A 13,205-nucleotide genomic window follows, 5' to 3' on the forward strand; every position below is an offset into this window, starting at 1 on the left:
GCTAGGTCGGTGCGCGAGGCGGAAAGATCCGCGTGGGCATCCAGAAAATCAGCAGGATCAGCACCACGGCGACACCGCCCATGACGTAATAGAGATCGGAAGAGGTGAGCACCACGGCCTGTTCGTGCAGCCGATGGGCCAGGCCCACCGCGTCGCCGTCGGCCAGAGGCGAATTGCCCAGGCGGTCCACCAGCAGGGTCGAATGGAAGTGCAGGCGCTGGGTGGTCAGCGTATCCAGCACGCCGGTGGCGATCACGGCAGCCAGGCCTTTGACGGTATTGAACCAGGCCGAGGCGAATGGCCCATCGGAGGGTTGGATGCTGCCGGTGGAGAGCATCAACAGCGGCAGCACGGCCATGGGTTGCCCGAAGATTTGCAGCAGATATAGGCCGTAAAAGTCGTTGCGAACCCACGCCGAGGTCAGGTGCGCACTGCCGACGCAGCACAGCACCAGCATGCCCAGGCCGATGCCCAGCACCCAGCGGCAATCGACCCAGCGCAGGTTGCACAGCGCCGCCACCAGCGGCAGCGCAATCAACTGCGGCAGCGCCATCAGCAGCATCACCGGTGCGGTCTGCAGCGGCCGGTAGCCCTGGACCTGCGCAAGGAAACTCGACGGGATGATGATCACCGAGGTCAGCACCATCAGCACGCCCGCCAGCACGATCAACGCAAACGACAGGTTGCGCAGGCCGAGCATCTGCAACTTGAAGAACGGTATCGGGTGCGACCACTCATTGAGCATGAACAACACCAGCAGCACGCTGCCGCCAGTGAGCAAACAGGTGATCAGGCCGGATTCGAACCAGTCCAGCCGATTGCCTTGCAGCAGGCCGATCACCAGCATGCAGATCGCCGGGAAACCCAGCAGCAGGCCGCGCCAGTTGAACTGCTTGAAGCGCTCCAGGCGCAGCGGGTCTTGCGGCAAGCCGTAGGCCACGGCGGCCATCGCCAGCAGACACGGCGCGACGATCTGCCAGAACGCCCATTGCCAGCCGACGTATTCGGTCCACAGCGCCGCCAACGGGGTGCCGAGGCTCGGACCGAAGGTGGCGGTAAGTGCGTAGCCGGCCAGGCCGTACAGCTTGACGTTGGCCGGCAGGAAACGCAGGGCTACGGTCATCAACATCGGCGGCAACGCACCACCGGCCAAGCCTTGCACGGTGCGCAGCAGCAACAGGCTTTCGTAGTTCGGCGCGAACGGGCACAGGATGCCCAGCACGGTGAACAGGCCAATGGCGTACAGGGTGAAGCGGCGCAGGGAAAACGTCACCGAACACCAGGGCGCAAACGCCATGGCCGCGACCGACGTGGCGGTATAGGCCGCGACCAGCCAGGTGCCTTCGTCAAAGCCGATGTACAGCGCACCACGAATGTCGGCGAGGGCCACCTTGGTGACCATCTCGTTGAGGCCCGATACCAGCACCGCCAGCAACACACCGACCAGGCCGATGATGATGCGCGGGCCGAACACGGGCGGGGCCAGGGTGGCGGGCTTGGCTGCGGCCGCAAGGGTGGGGGCAGCGAGGGACGTCATGAACAGGTAACTCGGAATGGGAAATACCCGAGCAGTTTATTCAGGCATACGCATGACAAAAAGTTACTTATCGACAGCTTATAAGTGTGCCAGACGCAATCCTGGGTTGCCTGATACACCGCCATCGGGGGCAAGCCCCCTCCTACATTTGCCCTGTGTACGCTTGAAATTCAGGTCGGTTGGGCTTCCAGCCAGGTGGCGTGGCAACTCTCGCGCATCGTCTCGCGCAGCCATTTGTGAGCCGGGTCTTTGTCGAAGCGCGGGTGCCAGGACTGGGCGAGTACCAGGGTCGGCAGGGAGATCGGCAGCGAGAAGGCACGCAGCGGCAGCTTCAGGCGATTGGCGCTGTAGAGCGCTTCCTTGGGCACCGGCAGGATCAGATCGGAGTCGGGCAGCATGAACATCGCGCCATGAAAACCCGGAGCGATCATCGCCACGCGCCGCTCCAGGCCCTGGGCGTTCAGCGCGGTGTCGATCGGCCCGCGGGCGAGGCCGCGCCGCGAGATGCTGATATGGGAATAGCTGGCGAAACGTGCGGCGGTGATTTCTTCGTCGAATAAGGGGTGATCCTGCCGCGCCAGGCCAACAAAGGTGGTGGAGAACAGGTTCTGCACCTTGACCTCGGGGCTCGCCGGCAGGGTGTTGCTCACGCGTAGATCCAGCCGCCCTTCGCGCAGGGCTTCGTCATCGGTATCGCCTTCGGGCACGAAACACAGCTCGCACAGGGGGGCCATGCGCTCCATGGTGTCGAACAGTCGGCCACCATACACGCCGATAAAAAAGTCATTGGCGCGCACGCTGAAGCGGCGGCGCAGGGTGCTCAGGTCCACTTGCTCGGACGAGCGAAACAGTAACGCCGCCTGTTCCACCACGGTGCGTACCTGGCCTTGCAACTCCAGGGCCTTGGGCGTGGGCACCAGCCCTCGACCGGCACGCACCAGGATCGGGTCGCCCACCGCTTCGCGAATACGCGTGAGCGTGCGGCTCATGGCCGCCGGGCTGAGGTTCATCCGCCGCGCGGCGCCGACCACACTGCCCTCGTCGAGCAAGGCGTCGAGGGCGACCAGCAGGTTCATGTCCGGTAGTTGCATGCCAAGCACTCGTGAGCGTAAGGGAGTGAACGGGATGCAATCGTAGCAGGTGTATCAGCGCTGCATGCCCCAACGCTTTACGGTGAGCCGCTCGAAGGTGTCAAACACCAGGTTTTCCACCAACAGGCCGATCAGGATCACCACCGCCAGCCCGGCAAATACCTTGTCGGTGTACAGCTCGTTGCGGTTCTGGAAGATGTACCAGCCCAAACCGCCCTTGCCACTGGTGGCGCCGAACACCAGTTCGGCGGCGATCAGCGTGCGCCAGGCAAACGCCCAGCCGATCTTGAGGCCGGCAAGAATCGACGGCAGCGCCGCCGGGATCAGGATGAACAGCACAAAGCGCATCCCCTTGAGACCATAGTTGCGGCCCGCCATGCGCAGGGTTTCGGACACGCCTAAAAACCCCGAGTAAGTATTGAGCGCCAGCGCCCACAGCACCGAATGCACCAGCACGAAAATCAGGCTGTTCTGGCCCAGGCCGAACCACAGCAGCGCCAGCGGCAGCAATGCGATGGCCGGCAGCGGGTTGAACATCGAGGTCAGGGTACTGAGCAGGTCGCGGCCCAATTGGGTCGACACGGCCAAGGTGGTGAGGGCGAACGCCAGCACAATGCCGATCAGGTAACCCTTGAGCAATACCACCAGCGAGATGCTCACCTTGCTCAGCAGTTCGCCGCTGAGCAGCCCGTCGTATAGCGCGTTGAAGGTTTGCAGAAAGCTCGGCAGCAGCAGGTCGTTGTTCTGGTAGCGCGCGACGGCTTCCCAGAGGATCGCCAGCACGATCAGGATCAGGCCCTTGCGCAGCCAGCCTTGTTGCCACAAGCGCTGGCGCAGTGGCAGTTCGCGTTCCACCGGGACGCTGAGCAAGGGTTCGAGGGTGATTTCGTATTCCTGGCGCATGGGTCGCCCTCCTTAGTAAGCGATGCGGATATCGGCAAAACCCAACTCGGGTTCGGCAGCCGTGGTTTCATCGAACAACAAGCGATGAATGCGCCGCGCCGACGCCTGGAAGTCCACACCGCCAAGGCTGTGCAGGTTGTATTGATGGCTGTGGATTTCCGCGCGCACGCGCCCAGGGTGCGGCGACAGCAGCAGGATGCGATTGCCCACCACCAGCGCTTCTTCGATGGAGTGCGTGACAAACAACAGGGTGAAGCGCACCTCTTCCCAGAGCAGCAGCAACTCCTCTTGCATCTTGCGCCGGGTCAGGGCGTCGAGGGCGGCGAAGGGTTCGTCCATCAGCAGGATTTTCGGCTGCATGGCCAAGGCACGGGCGATGGCTACGCGGGCTTTCATGCCGCCGGAGAGCGTATGCGGGTACGCCTCGGCAAAGGCACTGAGGCCCACTTTATCGAGGTAGTGCAGCGCGCGCTCTTCGGCTTCGCGACGCTTGAGGGTGTTGGATGCCAGCAGTGGAAACATCACGTTCTGCTTGACGGTTTTCCACGGTGGCAACTGGTCGAATTCCTGGAACACCACGATGCGGTCCGGGCCCGGTTGCTCGACCTTTTGGCCCAACAGGCGAATCTGGCCTTCGCAGGGCTTGATAAACCCGGCGATGGATTTGAGCAAGGTGGACTTGCCGCAGCCCGAAGGGCCAAGCAACACGTAGCGGTCGGCCGGGTCGATTTCGAAACTGACCTGGTGGGTGGCCCGCACCACGCGCTCGGGGGTGCGGTATTCAAGGCTGACGTTATCCACCGCCAGCAGCGGCTCGGCGGTGTGCAGGTTGCTGGCCGCGTGGCCTTGCAAGGGCGCGTTCATTTCAACTTCCTTGCAGGGGCTTGGCGTCCTGGAAGAAGTAGTCCTTCCACGATTCAGGCTTGTTTTTGATGGCGCCGACACGGTAGAGGAACTCCGCCAGCGGGTAGGTATTTTTTGGGGTGACGCTGAATTCGAACTGTGGGTTGTCGATGATTTTGAGCAACTCGGCGCGGTCGATCTTGGCGTTGGTCACACGGATATAAGTATCGGCGGCGGCGCCTTTGTCGTTCTGGGCGAACTGCGCGGCTTCGGTCAGTGCCTCGACGAACGCTTTATAGGTCTTGGGGTTGTCATTGCGGAATTTTTCAGTGGCAAACAGCACGGTTGGCGAGTTGGGGCCGAGCAGGTCGTAGGTGTTCAACACTACGTGCACGTTAGGGTTGGCCAGGGCCTGGTCCTGGAACGGCGGGTTGGAAAAATGCCCGGTCAACTCGGTACCGCCGGCGATCAGTGCGGCGGTGGCGTCGGGGTGCGGAACGGCGACGGTGTATTTGTCGAGGCGATTGAATTCCTGGTCGCCCCACTGCTTGGCGGCGGCGTATTGCAGGAAGCGCGACTGCACGGACACGCCCACTGCGGGGACGGCGATGCGGTCCTTGTCGGTGAAGTCGGCGATGGTCTTGACCTTGGGGTTGTTGCTGACCAGGTAGTACGGGAAATTGCCCAGGGACGCCACGGCCTTGACGTTCTGTTTGCCGTGGGTGCGGTCCCAGATGGTCAGCAGCGGGCCGACGCCGGCCCCGGCTATATCGATGGAGCCGGAGAGCAGCGCATCATTGACCGCCGCGCCACCGGAGAGCTGGGTCCAGTCGACCTTGATGTCGATGCCTTCCTGCTTGCCGTACTTCTCGATCAAGTGCTGATCGCGCACCACGTTGAGCAACAGGTAAACGATGCCGAATTGTTCGGCGATGCGGATCTCACCTTCGGCCTGGGCCGCCGCAGGCGCCACCAGGCTACCGGCCAGCAGGCTCACGCCCAGCCCGAGGGTGGCGGCCAAGCGTGCAAATGGAATGTTCCTGGACATGGTCATGCTCCGAATCAGAAAGGCGCGTCGCCCTGGATGGTGGTGCGAAACAGCTTGCGGCGCAGGTGGCTCGGGCAACCGGCGGCCAGGTGGATCAGCGAGCGGTTATCCCAGAACACCAGGTCGTGAGGCTGCCATTGATGGCGATAGATGTTGTGCGCCAGCACGCTGTGGGCATAAAGCTGGGCCAGCAGGTCACGGCTCTCATCCTCGGGCAGGCCGACGATGCGGGTGGTGAAGCCTTCACTGACGAACAGCGCCTTGCGGCCGTTTTCCGGATGCGTGCGCACGATGGGGTGCACCACTTCGGCCACTTGCGCCAACTGTTCCGGGGTGAGCGTTGGGCGCCAGTTGCCTTCGAATTTGGTTTCGCTGTAACGCGCCGTGTAGGAATGCGCGGCGCTGCGGCCCTCGACGGCTTTGCGCAAGTGCTCGGGCAACTGATCCCAGGCCTTGTGCATGTCGGCGAACAAGGTGTCGCCGCCTTCGCTAGGCAGCTCTTGTGCGTGCAGCATCGAACCAAGGCTGGGCAGTTCTTTATAGGACAGGTCTGAATGCCAGAACTTGCCGGCATCGCCCAGGCCGATGGATTGGCCGTTTTCAATAATGTTGGAGACGATCAGGATTTCGGGATGGTTGGCCAGCAGGAACTGTTTGAGCACATGAATCTGCAGCACGCCAAAACGGCGGCTGAAGGCGATGTGCTGTTCGGGGGTGATGCGCTGGTCGCGAAACACCACCACGTGATGGTCCAGGTGCGCGCGGCGGATGCGCGCAAAATCCTGCTGATTGACTGGCCGGGACAGGTCCAGGCCAATGATCTCGGCCCCCACGCTGCCGGGCAGTGGGCGCACCTCGAAGGCTTGGGCGGCAGGGATCGCTGTTGGAACAGTAGAGGCGGCGGACATGAGTTCACTCCCGGTGGGTCAGGAGATTGACTTTATAGGCATAAGAACTTGATTTTAAATACCGATAATGAATAACGATATGCGGGAAGGGAGCAAGGTGATCGGGCCGTGTAAGATCTGCGAAAAGCCTGGCGTGGGCCGTCGGAATCGCGTGTTGAAACGCTTACAAGCCGAAACCGTGCCTGTTTGACAAGCTTAAGGGCACTCTCTAGTGTGCATTGGATCCAATTAGCCATCACTTTTAGAAAAAGAGCACAACGTAGCCGTGACGCAGAAGCCGACCCCTTTGAACAGCATCAAGATCAGCGGTCCTATTCCCGCCCACCTTGCTCGCTCCGTGATTGAAGAAACCTTGCGCAATGCCATCCTCGACGGCCGGTTGCCCTGTGGTACCGCCATGCGTCAGCAGGAGTTGGCCAGCCTGTTCGGGGTCAGCCGCATGCCGGTGCGTGAAGCCTTGCGCCAGCTGGAGGCCCAGTCGCTGCTGCATGTGGTGACCCACAAAGGCGCCGTGGTGGCCCCCGTGATTGAAGACAATTCGGCGGAGACCTATCAATTGCGGATGTTGCTGGAGTCTGAAGCCTTGCGCTTGTCGATTCCGTTGCTGACCGACGCCGATATCGCCGAAGCGGACGCGTTTATCCGCGCTCTGGAGCAGGAAGAAAATTACGCCGAGATGGGTCGTCTCAATCGCCTGTTTCACATGGCGCTCTACGGCAAGGCGCCTAACCAGCGACTGCTCAAATTGGTGGAACACGGGCTGAATGAGGAAGAACGCTTCCTGCGCTTCAACCTTCAGGCCATGGGGCTGGGCCAGATAACCCAGGACGACCACCGTGAACTGTTGAACCTGGTGGCGCAGAAGAAAGTCGAGGAAAGCGTCCTGACCCTGCGCAATCACCTGATGCGTGGGATGGAAGTTATTACCACCTATCTCAATGGCGTGGACACCACCGGCAAGAAAACCCCGTAATCGGGTTTTCGCCCGCCCTTCTTTACGCTTAACGTTGGGGTACTGTGTCTGCCGGGTAGTGCCCCTGCGCCAAAGAAGCTTCTTATTTAATAAAGCCGCTGCCCACGGCCAATATCATTTAGAAAAACATCCACTACATTCCTATACTCGTTACGTTTTTCAGCCCGCCTATTATCGCTTATCACTAAACCAGACACTTGCGTCGACGGCGCAGCCCATCCGCATGAACAGCGTGCGCGTCGCGCTTGGTTTAGACCTGTTTATCTCTTTGCCGCGTATAAAAGCCCGCTGCTGTTTCACGGCAAAAGCAACAACTTATAGGCCTACACCATGTATCAATCATTACTTGAAAAAAGAAAACTACAGTTATGTAGCCACCCGCTATTAACGGAAATAACCTCGCAAAAAAAGTTACAACTTTTCATGGAGAGCCATGTATTCGCCGTTTGGGATTTCATGACACTTACCAAACGCCTGCAACAGGACCTGAGCTGCACTCGCTTGCCCTGGCTGCCACCGGCCGACCCACTCGCCGCGCGCCTGATCAATGAGATTGTGCTGGGCGAAGAATCAGACGAACACCCCCGGCAAGGCTATTGCAGTCACTTCGAGTGGTACCGGGAGGCCATGCTCGAAGTCGGCGCCAGCCCTTGCGCGATCGACCGCTTCGTCGCACTGCAACGCGAAGGCGTCGAAGCGGGCAGCGCCTTGCATATGATCGATGCACCCGCCGGCGTACGCCGGTTTGTCAGCGACACATTGCACATTGCGCTGCAAGCTCCCATCCACTGTGTGGCAGCCGCTTTTTTTCACGCTCGCGAGCAGGTTATTCCGAACATGTTCGAGCGTTTCCTGCGGTCTGATACGCTCCTGCGTTGCCAGGCGCCTACCTTGCGGGGCTACCTTGAACGCCACATCGAACTGGATGCCGGCCATCACGGGCCGGCGGCTGAGCAGTTGCTCGAACGTCTGGTGCGCGTAGCCCCGGCGTACCGCCAACAAGCCAACGACGCAGCCCTTGCCGCGGTGCAAAGCCGTATCGCGCTCTGGGACGAGATGCGGGCGGCGCTGCAAGAAGTGCAGCCATGAACATCGCCAACTACACCTCGACTGTCGACGACTGGGAGCGCCGCGCGACCATCCGCACACGCCCCCGCCGCCTGCTGGAAAACGATGACAAGTTGATCTATCCGCTATGCCGCCAACCCTTGGTACTCACTGCCACTTTTGTGGAGCAGTGCCCCCAATGGCGCGACTTCGTGCTGGTGCAGAGCTTCTACAAATTTATCAACGATGTGGTGATCTTCGAGACTGAGATCGTCGACAAGACCGCGCGTAACATCGCCAAGAACCGCTTCTCGGTGCCCTTCCCATTCGCCTGCCGCGTGGATGCCATGACGATAGTGGTGGATGAGGATTACCACGCCCTCGTCGCGTTGGACTTCTTGCAACAAACCCTGGACATGACAGGCGTACAACCGCTGGATCTACCCGCACACATCGAACTGAGCCGCGCTCTGCCGGCGGCACAGGCTCAGGCGCCGGCCCACCTGCGCGACGCTGTGGAGCTGATTGGCGTGGCCATCGCCGAAAATAGCGTCACCCACGATGTGGCGGCGTTTTCCAAGGACAACAGTGTCAAAGCGTCCATTCGTGGCTTGATGGCCGACCACCTGTTTGACGAAGGTCGCCACGCGCAATTCTGGACTCGCCTGGTGCAACACTATTGGCAAACCGCGAGCCCGGCTGACCGTGACAGCATCGCGCACGTGTTGCCGATATTCCTGAGCCATTACCTGACCAATGACCTGCAGAAGAACTTCGACCTGCAGTTGATCGAGCACCTGGATATAAGCAGCAGTGTGCGCGGTGCGCTGCGTGATGAAGTGATCACGCTGGCGTTTCCCATCACCGGCCAGCACCCCTTGATGGGCAATATCATCAGCTTCCTGCAACACAGCGGCTTACTGCACACACCCAGTGTGACGCAGGCGCTGAACGACTATCTGCCGGTGCCCGCATGAGGCGCCTGACCATCGGATGGCGCGGCACCAGCAAGGCACTGGGTGCCATCAGGCCGGTACTGGAGCAGTACGGGCATGTGTCTGCTGACGAGGCCATCGACCTGTGGCTTGAAGACGGTAGCCTGCCGTTGCCGGACGAGGTGGGCGAAGCGGCCTGTATAAGGCTGCGCCTGGGGGTTGGCCCGGAAAGTGGCTGTGGGTTGCCCGCGCTACAATTACGCGCCTATGACCGTGGCCAACGACTGTGTGCCGTGCTGAACATCGCCGAAGAGCCCAGTGGCAATGGCCAGCGACTGCGCCAGCAGGTGACAGGCGCACTGGTGGACTGGGTTGCGCTGCACGTCAGTGGCTTTTCACGGGACCCGGGATATCGGCCTCTGAGTACGGTCGCCACGGACTGGCCCGAGCAGGGTTTGCAAGGACTTGAAGCGTTGGCCTTTATGCATCGGTTCAATCGTACACACGACCGCGCATTGAGGCAGGAAGCCCACGTGCCGGTGATCGAACGAATACAGGCCAGCCTTTTCGCTTTCGCCAATCGGCCGGCACTGTGCATCGCCGGGAGTGAGGTGACCTATCGCCAGCTGCACGTGCAGGCCATGGCAATCCAGCAACGCTTGCGCCCGTTACTGGAGGCGCTCGAGGCGCCGCCAGTGATCGGTGTATGCCTGGCAAAATCCGTCGAGCTGTACGCCAGCATTCTCGCGGTACTTGGCTGTGGCGCGGTGTACTTGCCGCTCGCCCCTGACCAGCCTCCTCAACGTCATCAGATGATGCTCGCCGGGGCTCAGGTGCTGCTGGACACCGGCAAGCATCCGTTGCGGGGACGTTTCCTGGCGTTGGATGTCAGTGCCGTCGACCCTGGCGACACCACCGAAACCCTCTGTGCGCCGACATCCAATCACGCCTGCCCGGACGCGCCGTGCATGCTGCTCTACACATCGGGAACCACGGGCCAGCCCAAGGGTGTGCAACTGAGCCAAGGCAACCTGGCGCATTTCACGGCCTGGTTCAGGACCTGTATGGCACTGGATGAACACAGTCGGGTGTTGCAGTTTTCGCCCTTGAGTTTCGACTCATCGCTCATCGATATCTTTCCCACCTTAATCGCCGGCGCCGCGTTGATCATCCCCAGCGAACAGCAACGGCACGACCCCCGGTTACTGGTGGAATTGCTTCGCCGGCAGCGCGTCAGCCATGCGTTTCTGCCGCCCGCGCTGCTCAACCTCCTACCGCTGGACCGTCCTCTGGGTGTGACGCATCTGCTCACTGGCGGCGATGCCTGCGAACCCCATGTGATCGAGCGCCTGGCGGGGCAGTGTCAGCTCCACAACCTCTATGGCCCCACCGAAACCACGGTGCTGATCACGCACCGGACATTGGCCACCCACGACAACAATCGCAACATTGGCACCCCCATCGCCAACAGCCGGGTGCTGATTCTGGATGACCAGTTGCAACCCGTAGATGAAGCGGTAACCGGCGAGCTTTATATCGTTGGGCCTGGGGTAAGCCTGGGGTATGTGAATGCGCCGCAGGAGACCGCCAGCCGGTTTGTCGAGCTGCTGCTGCCGGGGGGCCAGGCCGTGCAGGCCTTTCGCAGTGGCGACCTTGCGCAGTGGACCGCCGAGGGTATCGTGTTGGGCGGGCGGCGCGATGATCAGGTAAAAATCCGTGGGTTTCGGGTCGAACCCCAGGAAATTGAACAATGCCTGCGCAACAGCCGGTTGTATCGCGGGCTGGCGGTGGTGATCGACCCTGACCGCAGGATCCACGCCTTTTTCGCCCAGCCCGAACCAGGTGCTACGGTCGCCGCGTTGCGCACGCATGCACAGCAGTGGCTACCGGACTACATGCAACCTGGCTTCTGGGTTGAACTGCCAGACATACCGCACACTCACCACGGCAAGGTTGATCGCAGGGCGCTGTTGGCGCTACCACCACAGCCCATTTTGCAGGCGACCCCCTGCCTTGCGCGCACCGCGCTGCAAGCACAGCTGAGCGGCCTGTGGGGCGAGCTGTTGGGGTTGCCCGCCGAAAACGTGGGTATTGATGACAGCTTCTTCGACCTCGGCGGCCATTCGATTTTGCTGTCGATGTTGTTGTTGCGTGTTCGCGAGCAATTTGGCCGTGGTTTTGCGCTGAGCCAGTTCATTGAAGTCCCGACGGTTCGTACGCTGGCAGCGCTGATGCAAGACGGGGAGCGCCCCGACGCCTCTTCCGGCCAGGCGATCCGGGATGCCCAACGGCCGTGGATGATCAACTCGTTGCCCGAGGGTGCCTGGGGCGATCCGCGCAAAGTTATAGTCACAGGCGCCAACAGTTTCGTCGGTATACACATCGTCGAAGCCCTGTTGGCCGGTGGCGCCATTGAGGTGGCGTGCTTGGTGCGTGAACGACCGGGGCAGTGCGCGATGATGAGGTTTACCCAGGCGCTGCGCGATTACCGCTTGGACCATATGGACCTGAGCCGAGTACAGGTATTCGCCGCCGACATCAGCCAGCCTCGACTGGGTTTGGCCCGCGACGTCTATGACTCTCTCGTCGAAGGCTTCGGTGTGCTGGTGCATAACGCGGCGCAGGTCAACCACGTCATGGACTACGCCTCGCTAGCCAGGAACAACGTCGAGCCCGTATTCGAATGCTTGCGTCTATGCGAGACGCGCTGCAAGAAAGTATTCAATTTTGTCTCGACGCTGTCCGCCTCCAGCAGTATCGACACGGTGGGACGTATCCTTGAAGCCCCTGCGGCGGCCACATTGCCGCTGTATATCAAGAATGGCTACAACCTCTCCAAATGGGTGGCGGAGCGACTGCTGGGGCGCGCGGTTGAAAACGGGGCCTGGGTCAATATCCATCGCCTCGGAAACATCAGCTTCAACAGCCGCAATGGGGTTTGCCGGCCGCAAAAAAATCGCCTGATGCTGATGCTCAAGGGCTCGCTGCAACTAGGCCTGCTTCCGCGGCTGGATTTGAATTTCGACCTGATGCCAGTGGACTTTCTGGCGCGCTTCATTGCGTTCCACGGCAGTCGTTTTCAAGCCGATAGAAGTGTGTTCAACCTGCATAACCCGCAGCCGTTGAGCTGGGAGAATTATCTGGATGCGTTCAGCCGAGCCGGTCATATGTTTGAGCGGGTAAGCATCACGCAATGGCAGAAGGCGCTACAGACGGTGGACCAGGACAACGCGCTGTTTGGCGTACTCGGTTTTTATCTTGATCGCTTGGATGAAGACATCGGCGATACCGGGATGATCCTTCACGAGAACGCACAGCGTGGCGTTGAGCAAATGGGTGAGCAGTATCCCGATAAAACCCCCGCGCTATTGAGCAGAGGTTGCAATTACCTCAAGGCCATCGGTTTTCTATGAATTGCGTCAGGACAACATTATGAAACGGCTGCAACCGGATACGTTAATCCGCAATCCAACGGGACGGCCGATAGTGGCCTCGCGGGTGATCGACTGCCAGGCCAGGCGTGTGTGGAACATGGTGGGGACGTTTTCAGGTTTTGATGTATTCATCCCCGCTCTGTCACACATCGAAATGACCGGTACCGGTGTGGGTGCTTTACGCACGAAGTTTTTCCGAGATGGCAACCAGGTGGTGGAACAGCTCAATAGCCGGGATGAGCACGCCATGTATATGACTTGGACCACCCTCTACAACACTCTGGGCGTGGCTAGATTGTGGGCAGCAATCAACGTGGACGCACTGGAGACACAGTGCTCCAGGGTAACGTGGACCCTCATTGCCGAACCGGAGGACGCTGCACAGGTGGGATTTGAACAATTTGTACAGGCTTTCGCTGAAAGCGCACTGGACAACGTCAGCCGCTTGTTGGGCCCGCAGTAGGAGCGAACACTGCACGCTCCTAC

The 13,205-nt window shown here is 60.6% G+C and carries 11 protein-coding genes; 5 read left to right on the top strand and 6 right to left on the bottom strand.

The window, feature by feature from the left end:
* Position 1: 1 nt before the first annotated feature.
* The 6 genes from AB4O23_RS03440 to AB4O23_RS03465 all read right to left on the bottom strand — a co-directional run bounded on the left by AB4O23_RS03440 (position 2) and on the right by AB4O23_RS03465 (position 6,330).
* Positions 2-1,537: an MFS transporter gene (locus tag AB4O23_RS03440; protein ID WP_460070126.1), complete on the bottom strand. Its 1,536-nt coding sequence runs from the start codon at positions 1,535-1,537 to the stop codon at positions 2-4.
* Positions 1,538-1,707: 170 nt separating this feature from the next.
* Entirely contained in the window at positions 1,708-2,628 is a 921-nt protein-coding gene (locus AB4O23_RS03445) for a LysR family transcriptional regulator (protein ID WP_017528415.1), read from the bottom strand.
* Between the two features lie 54 nt (positions 2,629-2,682).
* Positions 2,683-3,531 carry an ABC transporter permease gene (locus AB4O23_RS03450; protein WP_017528416.1) on the bottom strand — a complete coding sequence of 283 codons (849 nt, stop codon included), beginning with the start codon at positions 3,529-3,531 and terminating at the stop codon, positions 2,683-2,685.
* 12 nt (positions 3,532-3,543) lie between these two features.
* Positions 3,544-4,395, bottom strand: a complete 852-nt coding sequence (locus tag AB4O23_RS03455) for an ABC transporter ATP-binding protein (RefSeq protein ID WP_017528417.1) — start codon at positions 4,393-4,395, stop codon at positions 3,544-3,546.
* A 1-nt stretch (position 4,396) separates the two neighbouring features.
* Positions 4,397-5,422, bottom strand: a complete 1,026-nt coding sequence (locus AB4O23_RS03460) for an ABC transporter substrate-binding protein (protein ID WP_017528418.1) — start codon at positions 5,420-5,422, stop codon at positions 4,397-4,399.
* Between the two features lie 14 nt (positions 5,423-5,436).
* The gene (locus AB4O23_RS03465; RefSeq protein ID WP_223497276.1) at positions 5,437-6,330 is read right to left on the bottom strand and encodes a TauD/TfdA dioxygenase family protein; all 894 of its coding nucleotides are present in this window, start codon (positions 6,328-6,330) and stop codon (positions 5,437-5,439) included.
* Between the two features lie 265 nt (positions 6,331-6,595).
* On the opposite strand from AB4O23_RS03465, the gene AB4O23_RS03470 reads away from it, so the two are divergent.
* From AB4O23_RS03470 to AB4O23_RS03490, 5 genes are all read left to right on the top strand, one after another.
* Entirely contained in the window at positions 6,596-7,303 is a 708-nt protein-coding gene (locus tag AB4O23_RS03470; protein WP_017528420.1) for a GntR family transcriptional regulator, read from the top strand.
* A 330-nt stretch (positions 7,304-7,633) separates the two neighbouring features.
* Positions 7,634-8,392: a DUF3050 domain-containing protein gene (locus tag AB4O23_RS03475; protein WP_065876867.1), complete on the top strand. Its 759-nt coding sequence runs from the start codon at positions 7,634-7,636 to the stop codon at positions 8,390-8,392.
* Positions 8,389-9,327 carry a diiron oxygenase gene (locus tag AB4O23_RS03480; RefSeq protein WP_460062225.1) on the top strand — a complete coding sequence of 313 codons (939 nt, stop codon included), beginning with the start codon at positions 8,389-8,391 and terminating at the stop codon, positions 9,325-9,327. The genes AB4O23_RS03475 and AB4O23_RS03480 overlap by 4 nt, the downstream gene beginning before the upstream one ends.
* On the top strand, positions 9,324-12,698 hold the full coding sequence (locus tag AB4O23_RS03485; RefSeq protein ID WP_460062228.1) for an amino acid adenylation domain-containing protein: 3,375 nt from the start codon (positions 9,324-9,326) through the stop codon (positions 12,696-12,698). The genes AB4O23_RS03480 and AB4O23_RS03485 overlap by 4 nt, the downstream gene beginning before the upstream one ends.
* A gap of 19 nt (positions 12,699-12,717) precedes the next feature.
* A complete protein-coding gene (locus AB4O23_RS03490) occupies positions 12,718-13,182 on the top strand; it encodes an SRPBCC family protein (protein ID WP_017528424.1) in 465 nt (154 codons plus the stop codon).
* Positions 13,183-13,205 lie beyond the last annotated feature (23 nt).

This window comes from Pseudomonas sp. H2_A10 (genome assembly GCF_054680085.1).